The 16556-nt window shown below is 45.9% G+C and carries 16 protein-coding genes; 6 read left to right on the forward strand and 10 right to left on the reverse strand.

Annotated elements, in window-relative coordinates; genetic code table 11:
- Positions 1 to 4: 4 nt before the first annotated feature.
- From hemW to QZZ41_RS06905, 6 genes are all read right to left on the reverse strand, one after another.
- A complete protein-coding gene (gene hemW / locus QZZ41_RS06880; protein ID WP_295069776.1) occupies positions 5 to 1099 on the reverse strand; it encodes a radical SAM family heme chaperone HemW in 1095 nt (364 codons plus the stop codon).
- Positions 1096 to 1434: a hypothetical protein gene (locus QZZ41_RS06885; RefSeq protein ID WP_295069778.1), complete on the reverse strand. Its 339-nt coding sequence runs from the start codon at positions 1432 to 1434 to the stop codon at positions 1096 to 1098. Before QZZ41_RS06885 ends, hemW begins: the two co-directional genes overlap by 4 nt.
- Positions 1435 to 1436: 2 nt before the next feature.
- Positions 1437 to 1871 carry a hypothetical protein gene (locus tag QZZ41_RS06890; RefSeq protein ID WP_295069779.1) on the reverse strand — a complete coding sequence of 145 codons (435 nt, stop codon included), beginning with the start codon at positions 1869 to 1871 and terminating at the stop codon, positions 1437 to 1439.
- A 15-nt stretch (positions 1872 to 1886) separates the two neighbouring features.
- Entirely contained in the window at positions 1887 to 3689 is a 1803-nt protein-coding gene (gene lepA / locus QZZ41_RS06895; protein WP_295069782.1) for a translation elongation factor 4, read from the reverse strand.
- A 163-nt stretch (positions 3690 to 3852) separates the two neighbouring features.
- Complete coding sequence (locus QZZ41_RS06900) at positions 3853 to 4287, reverse strand: peptidoglycan-binding domain-containing protein (RefSeq protein ID WP_295069784.1); 435 nt, start codon at positions 4285 to 4287, stop codon at positions 3853 to 3855.
- Between the two features lie 385 nt (positions 4288 to 4672).
- On the reverse strand, positions 4673 to 6595 hold the full coding sequence (locus tag QZZ41_RS06905; protein WP_295069786.1) for a cellulase family glycosylhydrolase: 1923 nt from the start codon (positions 6593 to 6595) through the stop codon (positions 4673 to 4675).
- A gap of 246 nt (positions 6596 to 6841) precedes the next feature.
- Here QZZ41_RS06905 and QZZ41_RS06910 point away from each other — a divergent pair, with 246 nt between their 5' ends.
- Positions 6842 to 8458 (forward strand): leucine-rich repeat protein, encoded by a 1617-nt coding sequence (locus QZZ41_RS06910; protein WP_295069788.1) that lies wholly within the window; start codon positions 6842 to 6844, stop codon positions 8456 to 8458.
- 2 nt (positions 8459 to 8460) lie between these two features.
- On the opposite strand, the gene QZZ41_RS06915 is transcribed toward QZZ41_RS06910, so the two are convergent.
- Genes QZZ41_RS06915 through QZZ41_RS06925 form a run of 3 tightly spaced genes read right to left on the reverse strand, consistent with a single transcriptional unit; the run spans position 8461 to position 9865 of the window.
- On the reverse strand, positions 8461 to 9120 hold the full coding sequence (locus QZZ41_RS06915; RefSeq protein ID WP_295069790.1) for a sigma-70 family RNA polymerase sigma factor: 660 nt from the start codon (positions 9118 to 9120) through the stop codon (positions 8461 to 8463).
- Entirely contained in the window at positions 9110 to 9547 is a 438-nt protein-coding gene (gene spoIIAB, locus QZZ41_RS06920) for an anti-sigma F factor (RefSeq protein WP_295069792.1), read from the reverse strand. The genes QZZ41_RS06915 and spoIIAB overlap by 11 nt, the downstream gene beginning before the upstream one ends.
- 12 nt (positions 9548 to 9559) lie before the next feature.
- Positions 9560 to 9865 carry an STAS domain-containing protein gene (locus QZZ41_RS06925; protein ID WP_072949807.1) on the reverse strand — a complete coding sequence of 102 codons (306 nt, stop codon included), beginning with the start codon at positions 9863 to 9865 and terminating at the stop codon, positions 9560 to 9562.
- A gap of 181 nt (positions 9866 to 10046) precedes the next feature.
- Here QZZ41_RS06925 and QZZ41_RS06930 point away from each other — a divergent pair, with 181 nt between their 5' ends.
- Together QZZ41_RS06930 and QZZ41_RS06935 are read left to right on the forward strand one after the other, a co-directional pair.
- The gene (locus QZZ41_RS06930) at positions 10047 to 10868 is read left to right on the forward strand and encodes an EFR1 family ferrodoxin (protein WP_295069795.1); all 822 of its coding nucleotides are present in this window, start codon (positions 10047 to 10049) and stop codon (positions 10866 to 10868) included.
- The gene (locus QZZ41_RS06935; RefSeq protein WP_295069797.1) at positions 10861 to 11451 is read left to right on the forward strand and encodes a flavin reductase family protein; all 591 of its coding nucleotides are present in this window, start codon (positions 10861 to 10863) and stop codon (positions 11449 to 11451) included. The genes QZZ41_RS06930 and QZZ41_RS06935 overlap by 8 nt, the downstream gene beginning before the upstream one ends.
- Here the strand turns inward: QZZ41_RS06935 and QZZ41_RS06940 are convergent.
- Entirely contained in the window at positions 11446 to 11784 is a 339-nt protein-coding gene (locus tag QZZ41_RS06940; RefSeq protein ID WP_295069799.1) for a hypothetical protein, read from the reverse strand. The two genes, QZZ41_RS06935 and QZZ41_RS06940, sit on opposite strands and share 6 nt — an antisense overlap.
- 213 nt (positions 11785 to 11997) lie before the next feature.
- Here QZZ41_RS06940 and QZZ41_RS06945 point away from each other — a divergent pair, with 213 nt between their 5' ends.
- Genes QZZ41_RS06945 through QZZ41_RS06955 form a run of 3 tightly spaced genes read left to right on the forward strand, consistent with a single transcriptional unit; the run spans position 11998 to position 16440 of the window.
- Positions 11998 to 14592, forward strand: coding sequence for a transglycosylase domain-containing protein (locus QZZ41_RS06945; RefSeq protein WP_295069801.1), 2595 nt, complete (start codon positions 11998 to 12000; stop codon positions 14590 to 14592).
- A gap of 20 nt (positions 14593 to 14612) precedes the next feature.
- Entirely contained in the window at positions 14613 to 15728 is a 1116-nt protein-coding gene (locus QZZ41_RS06950; protein ID WP_295069803.1) for a class I SAM-dependent RNA methyltransferase, read from the forward strand.
- 46 nt (positions 15729 to 15774) lie between these two features.
- The gene (locus QZZ41_RS06955; protein WP_295069805.1) at positions 15775 to 16440 is read left to right on the forward strand and encodes a ComF family protein; all 666 of its coding nucleotides are present in this window, start codon (positions 15775 to 15777) and stop codon (positions 16438 to 16440) included.
- Positions 16441 to 16556: the final 116 nt, after the last annotated feature.

Raw genomic sequence — 16556 nt, forward strand, 5'->3', positions numbered from 1 at the left:
AAAATCAGAAAATAAGATATTCGATAACGGAATTGGACATGAGGAAGCCTTTGGCGGTCAGCCATATCCTCTCACCGTCTGTCTCTGCATAGCCGTCCTTTATAAGGGGCGGCAGTTTCTTTTCTATATCGCTGCGATGCTCTGAAACATCGCTGAGAATAAGTCCCTCTTTAAGACGCAGACGAAGCATTGCATACTCTTCAAAACCGCATGGACTTTCGTCCGTTACCGTTATGTTCTGGAACTCACTTGCTATGAAATCCGCAACATCACGCTCAACTGCAAAACGCTTCCCCTGATAGCAGGAATGTGCAGCAGGTCCTATGCCGAGGTAGTCCTGACACCTCCAGTAGCGGCTGTTGTGTCTGCTCTCATAGCCCTGCTTTGCAAAGTTCGACACCTCATACTGCATAAAACCACGCTCTTCAAGAAGTCTTACCATTTCGAGGTAAAGCTCCGCAGAAGCATCCTCGTCGGGAAGTCGGCGGCGTATCTCCTCACAGTCAAAGGGAGTGCCATCCTCGGTCTTTAATATGTAAGCCGAGATATGCTGTATGGGCAGGGCTGTCAGCCTTTCCGCTGAGTATTGCAGACTCTCCTTTTTCTGGTCGGGAAGAGCTATCATAAGATCGCAGGAGATGTTCTCAAAGCCTGCTCCTGCCGCATCAAGCACAGCCTGCTCCGCTCTCGCCGCAGTATGTACGCGCCCAAGCATTTTCAGCTCGTCATCTATCATGGACTGAACGCCTATAGAAAGGCGGTTTATGCCTGCTCTGCGCAGGTCTTTAAGCTTATCCGATGTGAGAGTACAGGGATTTGCTTCGAGAGTTATCTCCGCATCGCTGTCGAGAGAAAAGCTTCTGCCTGTCTCGTTTATGATGCTTTCGATCTGTGTATAAGAAAGAAGCGACGGAGTACCGCCGCCAAAATACAATGTATCAACTTTAGTTCCGCAGTCACCGTAATGACGGATATTCCGCAGAACTGCTCCAACATAGTCCTCAGCCTGCGCTTTAGTCCAGTTTACGGAATAAAAATCGCAGTAGGCACATTTTTTGCCACAGAACGGTACGTGGATATATATACCTAATGTACTCATTTGTATGCGTCGATTCGTATGGACTGTTCAAGCTTGAAGAAAAACGCATGAACTATCCTTGGAACAATAAGCATTGACATGACAATTCCAAAGACCATTGGCCATTCGTGATAATACCACCACTCGTTATCTGCTCCGTGAAGATAGATATAGATAACGAAAACAAAAGCCACAAGGCAGTATATCGCATCAAACACAGCTGCTCCCTTGCCGTTCACGCAGAGCTTTCCGCATTTCGGACAGGTTTTGCCTTTGGTTCTTATACTCCCTGTCATAGCCTTTCTCAGGGGAGTAAACGTCTTTTCGCCACAGTGGGGACAAGTGTATATACTCATTATTATTCCTTTCCTTCCTCGGATATTGCTTCAGCTTCCACCTCAACAGGTTCAAGCTCCTTTGCAGGCTTTGCAAGCGGTACTTTTCCTGCAAGCTTTGGAGTAAGACCAAGACGAACAGCTTTCTTTTTCTTCCTGCGCTGACGGAATATGCTCAGGAAGTCCTCGGGGTGTAGTATCATAAGCGTAAGGAGCATTATGAGCAAAGCTCCAAGCATCTTAGGCTTTTCATCATCTCCTGTAACAAGAGCTATAATAAACACAACTATAGCTGTCACACAGAGACTTGTGCGTGACTTTTCACGCAGTCTTATCCTTATTTCACGCAGTATTCTTCCTGCGCCTGTATTCTTTGGTATGAAGTATTCGGTGATGATCGTTACAAAACTTACGGCTAATATCACCGCAAGCAGTACGAGAATGATATAGTTTATCATAATTTCCTCCCGTTCTCAGCTGTCAAGCTTCAGAACGCTCATAAATGCCTCCTGCGGAACTTCTACTGTTCCCAGCTGACGCATACGCTTCTTACCTTCCTTCTGCTTTTCGAGCAGTTTCTTCTTACGTGTGATATCACCGCCGTAGCACTTGGCAAGTACGTCCTTACGCATTGCCTTGACAGTCTCACGGGCGATTATCTTGCCGCCGATAGCTGCCTGTATCGGTACTTCAAACATCTGACGCGGAATGTTTTCTTTAAGCTTTTCTGCTATCTTACGTGCTCTTGGATATGCCTTCTCTGTGTGGATTATGAAGCTCAGTGCGTCAACGATATCTCCGTTGAGGAGTATATCGAGCTTGACGAGCTTGCTGGGCACATATCCCATCATCTCATAGTCGAACGAAGCATAACCCTTTGTACGGGATTTCAGTACGTCAAAGAAGTCGTACACAATCTCGTTTAGGGGAAGCTCGTAATGAAGCTCAACACGGGTATCATCAAGGTACTTCATGTCCTTGAATACACCTCGTCTGTCCTGACAAAGCTCCATGATATTTCCTACGTAATCCGACGGCGAAAGTATGCTTGCCTTTACCATAGGTTCTTCTGCCACCTGTATGAGAGCAGGGTCTGGGTAATTCGTAGGGTTGTCGATATACTGCACTTCACCGTTGGTAAGTGTTACCTTGTAGATAACCGACGGTGCTGTTGTGATGAGGTCGAGGTTATATTCGCGCTCAAGACGCTCCTGTATTATCTCCATGTGAAGAAGTCCAAGGAAGCCGCAGCGGAAACCAAATCCGAGGGCGATAGATGTCTCAGGCTCGAATGAAAGCGATGCATCGTTGAGCTGAAGCTTTTCAAGTGCTTCACGGAGGTCGCCGTACTTTGCTCCGTCAGCAGGATAAATACCCGAGAATACCATTGGGTTAACCTTGCGGTATCCGGGGAGAGGTTCATCACAGGGGGCTTCGTCATTAGTTACGGTATCACCTACCTGTGTATCTCCGATGCTCTTGATAGATGCTGCTATATATCCAACTTCGCCTGCTTCAAGGCTGCCGTTGTTTACAAGGTTGGTAGCGTCCATGAAGCCTGCTTCAACAACGTTGAAAACAGCTCCTGTAGCCATAAGGCGGATATTGTCTCCCACCTTGACTCTTCCCTCTTTTACGCGGACGTAAATGATAACGCCCTTATAGGAGTCGTAATAGCTGTCGAAGATAAGAGCTTTCAACGGCTTTTCGGGATCACCCTTTGGCGCAGGGATATCGGTAACTATCCTTTCAAGGACTTCCTCGATATTTACGCCCATTTTAGCTGAAATCTTAGGTGCGTCCATTGCAGGGATACCGATAACGTTTTCCACCTCGTTGCAGACTCTCTCGGGATCAGCCGAGGGCAGGTCTATCTTGTTTACTACGGGTACTACTTCAAGGTCGTGCTCGATAGCAAGATAAGTATTTGCAAGTGTCTGCGCTTCTATACCCTGTGATGCGTCAACTACAAGTATCGCACCCTCACAGGCTGCAAGTGAACGTGAAACCTCATAGTTAAAGTCAACGTGACCTGGAGTGTCGATGAGGTTGAAGATATAGTCCTCGCCATCCTTGGCAGTATACTTCAAACGGACTGCACGGGCTTTTATGGTGATGCCGCGCTCACGCTCGATGTCCATATTGTCGAGAAGCTGATCCTCCATATCGCGTATGGCAACAGTCTCGGTCTTTTCGAGAATACGGTCGGCAAGAGTGGACTTGCCGTGATCTATATGCGCTATAATACAGAAATTTCTGATCTTGTCGTTAGCCAATGTTTTACCTCTTTTCAAACATATTTACTCAGTATAATTATATCAGAAACAACGGTGTTTGTAAAGAGTTTTTTGAATGTGAAAAATAACGATCATGCAGCTTCATGTAAAGCTGCGCGAACGAAAAAGCACTTCTGAAAAATCAGAAGTGCTTTTTATTTGATCATACATTTTTTAATACAAATTTTAATGCTGTAATTGTTTCTCTGCCTGCATATCCATCAGCTTTAATTCCATACCATGACTGGAACTTCTTGATTGCAGCTTCAGTATTCTTACCATAATAGCCGTCAACTGTGATTGCAGGGAAAGCATACTTCTGAACATAATAGTACTGAGAACCTCTTATCTTCATATATGCATCCTGTATCCAGAGTACATCTTCATACTTTCTTGACTGATCATTGGCTTTACAATAATACGATCTGCCATTATTTAAGTGATAAACATCAGGTGTTTTATATTTTGAGGTTGCTGCGTCTGCTGTAATAGGGTTAACGCTGATAAATGATGCATTGTTTGAAACTGCTGGCACGAGAGGGAGTGCGCACATAACTGCTGCTGATGCTACGACAAATGCTTTTTTAATAGTATTCATTTCTAAAAACCTTCTTTAATTAATATTATATATTGTTTCCGAAAATAAGCGCGCTTAATTTATGTACTGATTATAGCACGCATATTCATATTTGCCAAGAGTTTTCACAAATTGTTCATATAATATCGGATAAACGCACAAAGCGTTGTTCGTTTTTCATACACTATAGTAACAAACGCATACACGTTTTGTGCGTTTTAACGAGTGGCAACGAGCTATTTGCCACATTTGAATAGTAGTCAGCCAATTGGTTATACCAAATATTTCCGCTATTTTTCGTGGTTTTACCAAATATTTGCATTACAGTTCCGCAGCCTATCCGAACAGTGTACACTTCTTCAAAACATAAAAAAGCGGCACGATAAATACCGTGCCGCAGTTTTTATTAAGCTTTAGGGGTAAGATCAGTGCGCTTTCCAAGTAAGAAAAGCTGTATCTCAAGAGCATCACCGTTTGTAACGCTTCCGTTATTGTTTACAACAGAACCGTATTTAAGTCCTGCTGCTGTGATATGATTCTTGTCAGTACCATTCACACCGTATTTATTCGGATTTGCAAGGCTCTGCATGATGAGAACAACGTCTGACATATCTACACTGCCGTCGCCGTTAGCATCGCCCCATACTCCGTCAGTATCAATAACGCTCGTTGTTGTCTGAGAAGTTGTTACTGTAGTCGAAGTTGTTGCAGTAGTAGTTGTCTTGCTTGTTGTTTCAGTTGCAGTTGTTTCAGTTGTGGTCTTGCTCGTTGTTGCAGTAGTTGTAGTAGTGGTAGTTACAGGCTTTGTAGTAGTTGTTGTCTTGGGCTCAACTATACCGCTGCCCTTTGTACCGCCGTCCATGTTGCTTCCTGCACCTGATGAATAGAAATCGCTCAGTGAAACACCGTTGCCTTCCTGTCCAAGTGCTATCTTGTGGTCAAGACCGATGAACTTACCGCCGTCTGTCTGCCAGAGAGAAGGCTTTACGAATCCATACTTCTCCTCGTCCCACTTGCCGAAGTCATCGTAAACAAGTCCGCCTGTATCGCCTGAATTCTCATTGAAACACCAGAATGTATGGTGGATACGCTTGTCTATCATATAGTCACGGAGCTCCTGCATCCAATGCTTGTTTTCGCCTGTAGGATCGTGCTCCTTATCTATAAAGCCGCCCCATTCGCCCATGAGAAGCGGATACTTATGTTCTTCGTTAAGGTAAGCCCATGTATCATACCAGTAATCCTTAAGAAGTGTTTCACGACTGAATGTCTTGGAAGGATCGTCCATATAGAACCAGTTCTGCTTCCATACCAGCGGACCGTAATCATGAGGCGAGTAAACGATCTGCTTGTTATATTCGCCGATATCAACAGGATCTTTCTTTACGCCGCGGAGATTTCCGCCCCACCATGCACCGAATACCAGTGAAGGCTCGTCATAATGTGCATAGTCTACGCATGGAGTTGACCAGTCTGCACCCTTATCGAAATCAGGATAGCACTCGATACCCTCGATCATTATGAGCAGATTTGGATTCTGCTTGAGACAAGCCTTTGCTCCCTTCTCAGCAGCATATTTCCAGTTGTTCTTATCAGTTGAGTCGTCCCACTTTGCAAATGTACCTTCCTCAGGCTTTCCGTGAGGCTCGTTCTTCAAGTCGATAGCGATGATAGTATCATCGTCCTTATAATAATCACAGAACCATTCAAGTGCTTCCAGCCAATCTGCTTCTGAGAAATTGTCATCATACCAGAGCGGCTTCTGATGTCCCATTGAAGCGGAGGTAGCACTGTGTATGTCGATCATTATCTTCATACCGTTCTCTCTGCACCACTCAACAGCCTTGTTCCAGATATCGAAGCTGTACATAAGGGTGTACTGACCTTCGCCGTTTACTCCGCCCTCAACTGTAAGTTCAGGGTTTTCGTAAGCGTTTACCATCATGTTGACTTCGCCTACGCCGCTGCCCTTATCAGAGCCCTTGTTCTTCCACTGGAGCAGAATTTGTGTGGACATTGGAACACGAAGAAGGTTAAAGCCGTGGTCTGCGATCTGATTGAGCATACTGTGCATATTCTTCGACCACACACCATCGAATACCTGTCTGCCTGCGTTGTAGCCGAACCAGTTTACACCTGTCAGCCACACCTCGTTGCCGTTCATATCAACGATCTGTGCTTTATCGTTGACATGGAGCCAGTCATCATGGTACTCGTCAGGAGCAGCCATTACAGTTGCTGCTCTTTTTGGAAGCTGGTTTAAAGCAGGAATGAACACTGCGGCAGCTGCTGAAACTGCTGCCAGCCTCTTAAAAAATGATTTTGACATATTAAGACCCCTCTCAATATAGATTTTCAGCAATTTTACGAAATTGTCAACATCATTATAACCCATTTTGCCCGAATTGTCAACGATATTTTGCATATTTCATCAATATTCGGCTATTGATGTCCCACACCGGCAAGAGACAGTGAAGAATTTTTTATTACGGGATTGATTATGCCGCAAAAACAAGATATAATTAATTAGTATAAGGGGGCTGCCTCAAAGGCAGTTATAAAAGGAGGACTTTCTATGAAAAAGTACAAATTTTTATCGCTCATCGCCGCAGCTTCAATGGCTGCATCTGCACTTGCATCTCCTGCATCTGTCATTGCAGCGAATGAACAGTCGGTCTATTATCCCACATGGCAGGAAGCATACTTCAATATGCTGAAACTTGCTTTTGACAATAAGGAGAAATACGATTTCACCGACAAGGATTTCGGTACGCGATTTGAGCTTTACGATGTTGACAGTGACGGTACTCCCGAGCTGTTCATATCCGAAGCTTCGTATCATCCCGGTACGTGCATGATTTATACATACAAAGACGGAATCATAACCGACAGTATTACCCTCGGTACATACGGAACTGTGTACTGCGCTGATACTGCACCTTATCTTGTACAGTCAGACACGCATATGGGCTACTCTTCCATGTATTATTATGAGCTCAAAGACGGCAAGTTCATTCATCTGAATTCTTTCTATGATAATACAGGCAACGCCGAAACTGAGGAAGTATTCTACGAAGTGGACGATAAACACGTTTCCGAGACAGAATACGTTCAGGCAAAGGAAAAATACGATCACCTTGAGCTTAAAGAACACGGACGCAAGGAGCATCAGTACCTGATACAGGAACAGGTGGCTATGGGCATATATCAGTATTTCTTCGACCACTATACTCTCGCAGGTATAGCCGAAGATACCGAGGAACTCAATATCCCCGATACTGTAAATGATCTGCCTGTTACCGAAATAAAAGCCTTTTCCGTATGGGGAAAAGACCTGAAAACTGTAAAATTCGGCAGCAACATCTCTGATGTAAGAGACCGTGCTTTCGGCGATAATGCAAAGCTTTCCTCTGTGGAGATAAATGACGGCATAAAAAAGTTTGGCGATCATGTTTTCGCAAACTGTCCTTCGCTTGAAAACATAACAGGTCCCAGCTATTCAAAGACCTATTTCTGCAAAAACGGCATGGTATTCTTTGAGGACGAGTCAAAGCTCAAAGTATATCCTTCGGGCAGAAAGAATACCGATGTCATCGTTCCGAAAACCATAACCCACGTCCTCAGCTCCGCTTTCAGCAACTGCGATAATATCGAGAACATCACCTTCTCGGCAAAGACAAAACTCATCGGTGAGGGAGCTCTCGCTTACTGCAAAAATCTCAAAACAGTAACTATCCTCTCTCCTGATGCAGTTATTGAAAATCCAAAGGCTTTCACTGAGAATAATTACAATATTAATTTCACTATCTCCAACGATGCTGACAAGGATAGCGGCGAATACTATTTCGATGGTGTGATAAGAGGATTTGAAGGCTCTACCGCAGAAGATTACGCTAAAAAATACAACATAAAATTTGAAGCCTTAGACTGCAAGGCTATCGAAGCAACGGGCGATATCAACAGCGACGGTTCTGTCGATTCCGTTGATGCGTCAGCTATACTTTCGGAATACGCACGAACTGCAACAGGCAAGGAAAGTACATTCAACGAACTTCAGTTCTATGCAGCTGATATCGACAACAACTGCAAGATCGACTCAGTTGACGCTTCAAAGATACTGTCATATTACAGCTTCCTCTCAACTCATGATGACTACGTAACAATAGATGAATTTTTCAATATGGCTATGTGATATCAGCTCAGAAGCTCCTCTCTCATTCGGGTGAGGAGCTTTTTTTCCCGCCTTGAAACCTGCACCTGCGTCATACCAAGTGCCTTTGCAGTCTTTGACTGAGTAAGCCCTTTGAAATACCTAAGTTCAAGAAGTGCGCGGTCGTTGGGTTCGAGCTGAGCCATTATCTGCCGAAGTGCAAGCAGGTCGGTTATGCTCTCATCGGGAGACTCAGTTGGTATATCTGTCTGCCCCTCGTCATCGTCACCTGCTGTAAGGGAAATAAGGGGCTGGCTCACGCATAACGCCTCGGATACATCGCTTTCCTTTTCACCCGAAAGCTGCGCAAGCTCTGTTATGGTCGGCTCTCGCATCTCACGCTGTCGGAATTCCTCACAAAGCCTCTGCAAGCGCATGGAAAGCTCCTTTAAGCCGCGGCTGACGCGGATAGCTCCCCCGTCACGGAAAAGCCGCTTTATCTCCCCGAGTATAACAGGTACAGCATAGGTGGAGAACTTCACTCCCCGTCCGCTGTCAAACGCCTTTACGGCTTTGAGCAGTCCGATACAGCCTGCGGAATACAGGTCGTCGTATTCTATGCCACGTCCGCGGAAACGGTTTGCGCAGAGATGAACAAGTCCCAGATTTTCTTCCGCAAGAGGTCTCTTTGTCTCAGTCTCCATGTGCTGAGAGCCTCTTTCTCATAGTGACGGTAGTGCCTTTGTCGGGGGTGCTTTTCACTTTCAGCCTGTCCATGAAAGACTGCATCACAGAAAATCCCAGTCCCGAACGCTCTTCCTCGGGAGCTGTGGTGAAAAGCGGCTCCATTGCCTGCTCCACATCTTCTATGCCGCAGCCCTTGTCCTTGACTCTTATGTATATGACTCTTTCGGGAAGCAGCCGCACCGTAAGCTCGATATTTCCCTTTTTGTGCCTGTAGCCGTGAACTACCGCATTTGTGACTGCTTCCGATACGGCTGTTCGTATGTCGGAAAGCTCCTCCACTGTGGGGTCTGCCTGTATCAGAAACGATGACACCACTGCTCTTGCCGCCCCCTCATTTACCGACAGTGACGGCATGGTGAATTTTATCTCGTTGAGTATTTCCATTTTTCTTCTCCTTTATCGTATTTTTACTATCCTCTCTATGCCCGAAAGCTTCAGCACACGTCTTATGTACGGCTGCGGATTGAGTACTTCCAGTGCGCCGCCGCACTCCTTCATCAGCTTGCTCCTGCCCATTATAAGCCCTATGCCCGAGCTGTCCATAAAGGTTATGCCGCCGAAGTCTATGGCAAGCTGCCGAGGCTGTGCGCTGACTATGAAACGGTCAAGCTCCGCACGGAGCTCCTTGGCATTGTGGTGGTCAATTTCACCACTGAGAGTGGCAATTGCCGCTCCATTCTCACTTTTTATATCTATTTTCAATGCTGTACCTCCTTTTCGCTGCCCTTTGCAGCCTTTTCTTGCCTCATTATACCACTGTATGATGCAGGATTTTGTCGAAACTCATACCCTGTCATTGCTTTTCTGAAAAAAGCATAAAATAAGTTGCAAGTCAGCTCTAATAATGATATAATTGATTAGCAACTGTTTTAGGAGGAATAATATGATATTATATTTCTCAGCTACGGGAAATACGGAGTTTCTGGCTAAAGAGATCGCTGAAAAGACAGGCGATGAGTGCCTTAATCTCCTTGAAAGGATAAAAAATAAGGACTACTCCGAGATACGCTCGGATAAGCCCTTCGTTATATGTGCTCCCGTTTATGTATGCGAAATGCCGCGCTTTTTCAGCAATTACATCAAAAAAGTGCCGCTGAAAGGCAGCAGGGACGTGTATTTCATAGTCAACAGTGCAGGCTACGGCGGTATATCGGGCTATCTTGCAAAAAAGATCGCAAGGCACAAGAAACTGTGCTTCAAGGGCTATAACGAGATAGTCATGCCGCGCAACTACTTCATCAGCCACTATCCCGTACAGACAAAGGACGAGATAAAAGAGCGTCTTGTAAACGCCTGCGAAAAAGTTAATGAGATCGCTGATAAGATCAAAAAAGGCGAAAAGCTGCAATCGCGGTATATCTTCCTGTTTGAAAAGATAATCACTATCCCTTTCAACCCTGTATGGTCAAAATACAAGATGAAAGCAAAGGACTTTTTCACCACCGACAGCTGTATCGGCTGCGGCAAATGTGCAAGAGTCTGTCCGCTGAACAATATCATCATAAAAGACAAAAAGCCCGTCTGGGGCGACAACTGTACACACTGTATGGCGTGTATCGGCAACTGCCCGAAAGACGCGGTCTTTTACGGAACTGTCACCCGTGAAAAGGGAAAATACAACTTCAATGACTACAAGTATATGCTGAACGAAAAAACATCGTCAGCTGTAAAAAACAAGGATCACCAAAGGAGAAAAAATGGCTAAACAATTCTGGAAAGGCAGTACTCTGCTCGCTCCCGTACCTGCCGCCCTCGTTACCTGCGGCACTATGGAAAAACCGAATGTCCTCACAATAGGCTGGACGGGTATTGTCTGTACAAGACCGCCTATGACCTATATTTCCGTACGTCCCGAACGTTACTCCCACGACATCATCAAGGAGTCGGGGGAATTCGTCATAAATCTCACTACCTCGGCTATGTGTCGTGAGACTGATTTCTGCGGAGTCAAAAGCGGCAAGGATATGGATAAGCTCGCTGCCTGCGGCTTTCACACAGTACCTGCTCAGAAGGTCAGTGCTCCCCTTATCGAGGAGTGCCCTCTCAGTCTTGAGTGCAGAGTTACGGAATCGAAGCTCCTCGGCTCTCACACCATGTTCCTTGCAGAAATAGTCGGCATTGACGCTGACGAAAAATACATCGACAGCAAGGGCAAGCTGAATTTGCAGCAGTGCGGTCTTATGGCTTTTGCTCACGGTGAGTATTTCGCTATCGGCAGAAAGCTCGGCGACTTTGGCTTCTCCGTAAGAAAAAAGAAAAAGCACCGCAAGCCGCCTAAGAAATCATGAGGAAATATCCTCGATGAACTGCCTCAGCTCATGTTCAGTATCAAAGCTTATGCCTTTGCTTAGCTGCTGCCTGTCCACGTCCGAAAGCAGCGACATATCCACATCTATGAAAATGTACGGCTCGTCACTGCCGCAGCGGAACACTACCGCACGTCCGCCGTACTCGCGGACTGTATATTCGGGAGTATCCTGTTCTATAGCTGCCGCCGCAAGACGAGTCTCCACCTTCTTTTGGCGGACAGCCTGTCCGAGTGTGCATATCACCATAAAGGCTGAAACAGTTATGGCAGTGACCATAGTAAAATATATTTTTTTCGCGTTCCTGTATGTCATATTTTTACTCCCTTTACGTTTATCATATGCGGTGTTGCATTAAATATTATCGCCCGTTTTTCCGTTATTATACAAAATGCTGAATTTTCGGAAACCTATTAACATTTCATCTCAAACGTGCTATAATATAAAATGTATATTTATGTACAAAAATAAATAATATAAAATCTTTGAAAGGAGCTGCCGTCGCTTTAAGACGGTCATTCTGACAAAATGAAAAATAAACACTTCGAGCCTTCTCCCGAGTTTGATGGCAACATGAGAGAAGCTCCGCCAACATCTCCAAAAAAGAAAAAGAAAAAACACAGCAAAGCCTTTATCATCTTCAAAAAACTGATGACTGTCATCGCTACAACTTTGCTGTCTCTGCTGCTGGTCATCATCATAACGGGTACTATTGTTAGTACGGCTATGGCGGCTTACGTCCTCAACTTCATGGACGAGTCCACAAACGTTACTTTGCAGCAGCTCGAATCAGGAAGCGATACCTACTTCTACGGAAACGAAACAAACGAGAACGGCGAAAAGGAGCTTGCTGTAATACACAGAATAAAGAGTGACTTCCAGCGTATCCCGGTTTCTATCGACAGAATACCACAGCACGTAAGAAATGCCTTCGTTTATACTGAGGACGAGCGTTTCTACGTACACGACGGTGTTGACTATAAGCGTACTTTCTCCGCTTTTCTCAACCTGTTCCTCCACTTCTACGATACCGAGCAGGGTGGTTCTACTATCACTCAGCAGCTCATCAAGAACCTCACAGGTGATAACGAGCCCTCTCCTGCACGTAAGATACGTGAGATCTTCTCGGCTATGCAACTTGAAAAGACTTACTCAAAGGACGAAATACTTGAAGAGTACCTCAACTACATCGGCTTCGGCGGTCCTGTAAACGGTATACAGCAGGCTGCTATCACTTACTTCGGTAAGAGCGTTGACGACCTCACTATCCCCGAGGCTGCTGTTCTCGCTGCTATACCTAAGAGCCCGGAGGAATACGGTCCAGATGTTATCTACCACAGAGACAACGATCCTAAAGAGCCTGTAGTAGTTGACGGACGTGCCAACAACAAGCCCCGTCAGGAATACGTTCTCTACAAGCTCTACGAGAACGGTGCCATAACATATGACGAGTATCAGGAATACCTCGTTACTCCACTCCTCTTCAGAAATTCCGAGGAATACAAAAAGCTCCACCCCGAAGATGACGCTAAGGAGCTCGAAGAGAGAGAAAAGGCTTATACATGGGTAGTTGATGCTACTTACTACGAAGCAGTTAAGATATTCATGGACAAGTATGACCTTGATTACTCTAAGGCTATGACAAAGCTCCAGAAGGGCGGCTACAGAGTTTATACCACATACGACGATCAGATGCAGAAATATGTCGAGGAAAAAATGTCAAGCCTCGAAAATTTCTACCCTGCTTATTTAAGTACGATAACTCATGAGGTCGACCTTGAACCTGTCGATCACCCCGACGGAAAGCCAGAGGTATATACTCCTCACGTTGGCTTTGTCGCTATGAACTATGACGGCGAGATACTCTGTGCAGTCGGAAACGTCGGCGAAAAGACACAGTCTCTCGTTGATAACTACGCAGTGCTCAATAAGCGTCAGGTCGGTTCTACTATCAAGCCTATATCTGGCTACGGCTACGGTCTTGAAAACAATCTCCTCCACTGGAGCACCACATTCCCAGATTCACCTACACTGACAGGTGAGGACGGCAATCCATGGCCTTACAACTACGGAAGAGCTGCTGGCACAGGCGCACAGATCCCTGTATGGAGAGCTCTCCAGAACTCATTCAACACTATCCCTGCTCAGCTCTGTGAAAAATTTGGTATTGATGAGATATACAAGTTCTCAACAGAAAAGCTTGGTCTTGATCTTGTTCCGAACGACAAATCAGGTCCTTCACCTCTTACCCTTGGTTCTCTCCATGAAGGTGTTACTCTTAAAAACCTTGTTAACGCTTATCTCCCTTACGGACATGAGGGTATATACAACGAAGCACACATAATCTCGAAGATAGAGGACAGCACTCAGCAGATAATCTATCAGAACAACGGCAACCCGAGACAGGTAATCTCTGACGAGACAGCTTACGTTATGAACCGTCTCCTCAAGAATGTCGTTGAAAACGGTACAGGTCAAGCTGCAAGACTCAGCAATAAGGTAGTCTGCGGTAAAACAGGTACTACCGAGAACTGGTACGACGAAGTCTTTGTTGGTCTTACTCCTGACTTTATCAGCGGTATCACCACAGGTTACAAGTACAAATCGGATTCTCTGGAGATCCCGTCAGGTATTTCTCCTAAGGTATGGATGAATATCATCGGCGAGTGGGCAAATACACATTACCTCGATACTCCGAGCGACTTTGAAAAGGTAAAATCCGTAATCGAAATGCCTATGTGTACAAGCACAGGTCTTATCGCTGGCGCAGGCTGCGGAAAGGGTGCTATCGGTTACTGGAAGTCAGAAGTTACTGATAATTATTCTCCTCCGTACTGTCAGGGTGCTCATTATACTGCTCCTGCACAGACAACTACAAATGCTTCAACTGGCGGAGATACAGCAGGCGGCGGTGCAGCAGCAGGCGGAAACGCAGCTGGCGGCGGTGCGGCAGCTGGCGGCGATGCAGGTGCAGGCGCAGGCGGATACACAGGCGGTGGAGACGCTGGTACAGGCGGATACACAGGCGGCGGTGACGCAGGAGGCGGAGCTGCTGTAGGCGGCGGCGATGCAGGCGGCGGAGCTGCTGTTGTCGGCGGCGGAGATGCCGCAGGCGGCGTTTAATACTTAAAACAGGTGATAAATTGAACGATAAAATAAGATTATGCTGTCCATGCCACTTCGGTCTGGAAAGCGTATTAAAGTACGAAATACAAAAGATCGGCGGTACTGACTTAAAGGTCAGCGACGGTAAAATAAGCTTCACGGGCGACGAGAATATCCTCGCCCGTGCTAATCTTTGCCTGTCAACAGCCGAGCGTGTGCTCATCGAGCTCATCGAATTCAAGGCTACTACCTTTGAGGAGCTTTTTCAGGGAGTCAAGGCTATAGAGCTTGAACGCTATATAGGTCCGCAGGACGCTTTTCCCGTAAAGGGACACTCCCTTAATTCAGCTCTGCACAGCGTTCCCGACTGTCAGTCCATAGTTAAAAAGGCTGCTGTTGAAAGGCTGAAAGCAAAGTACGGTATAAACTGGTTCGATGAAACAGGTCCTACGGTGCAGATAAAGTTCAGCATACTCAAAGACGTTGTTTCCATATACCTTGATACAAGCGGTGTGGGACTCCACAAGCGCGGCTACAGACGCAACTCCAATGCAGCTCCTATCAAGGAAACTCTTGCGGCAGGCATAATCGACCTTGCAAGAGTCCGTCCCGATTCCATAGTCTGCGATCCCTTCTGCGGAAGCGGTACTCTCCTTATCGAAGCTGCTCTGAAAGCTCTGAAAATAGCTCCGGGCATCAACAGAAGATTTGCCGCTGAAAAGTGGAGCTGTCTTGACTCAAAGATATGGCAGGAGGAAAGAAAAAGGGCTATCGACAGCGTTGACAGGGCGGCTGAGTTCCACGGAATAGGTGCTGATATCGACGATGCGGCAGTTGCTCTTACTCTTGATAATGCTCACAAGGCTGGTATCAAGTCAAGACTGACTATCGAGCAGGCTGATATAACCAAGTTCGTTCACCCCGAAAATTCCATTGTTATCTGTAATCCGCCTTACGGTGAGAGACTCCTCGAACTGAGAGAGGCTGAGGATATCTACAGAAAAATGGGAAGGGTTCTCGGCAAGGGCGGCAGCAAGCAGAGCTACATTATCTCCCCACATGAGGAGTTCGAAAAGTTCTTCGGCGCAGATGCCCACAAGCGCAGAAAGCTCTACAACGGCATGATAAAGTGTCAGCTGTATATGTATTTTTAAAAGATAAAAGCTCCGTTTTTACGGAGCTTTTGATTTAGGTGATGATATGAGATTTGAAACGAAAAGAAAGATACTGCACTTGTTCTTTCCCACAAGATGTCCTGTATGCGGCGATATCATTGGTGCTATGGACAAATTCTGCAAGTCCTGCGAGGGAAAGCTGAGTATCTACGACGGCACGTTCAGCATTGAAGGTGCGAAAAGCTTCACGGCTGCATTTGAGTATGACGACTCGGTAAAGCCTGCCATATTCCTTATGAAAAACGGTATCGGCGGCAATGCAGACTTCGCTCTCGGCAGTATTCTCGCCGAGCGTTTAAAGTCTGAGGGCGTGAGTGATAAAATAGATATTATAGTTCCTGCTCCGCTGCATAAAAAGGACCTGCTCAGGCGCGGCTTCAACCAGTCGCTGCTCATCGCAAAGGAGATAAGCCGTAGCCTCAATATCCCCGTTGAGGAAAAAGCTGTTTTCAAGAGTCGCCGCACCCGTGCTCAGAAAGAGCTGGATCATCTGAAAAGATCGCTCAATCTGAAAAATGCCTTTTCTGCTGACAGCGAAAAGATTAAAGGCAAGCGCGTCCTCATAGTTGATGATATCTGTACTACAGGCAGTACGCTCCGCGAGCTAACCGCTGTGGTAAAAGAAAACGGCGCAGTTTCCGTTCACTGCGCTTGCTGCTGTAAAACCGCTAAAAAGAATGTTAGTGGTTAGTGATTAGTGATTAGTTTGTAGAATTGGATAATATCCGCCCCTATTGATTAAATCATAATTAAACGTAATAGCCTGCCGAGCGTATGAAAGGGATTCCAAAGGTGTCACCACCCCTT

The sequence above is a fragment of the Ruminococcus sp. genome (genome assembly GCF_016283395.1).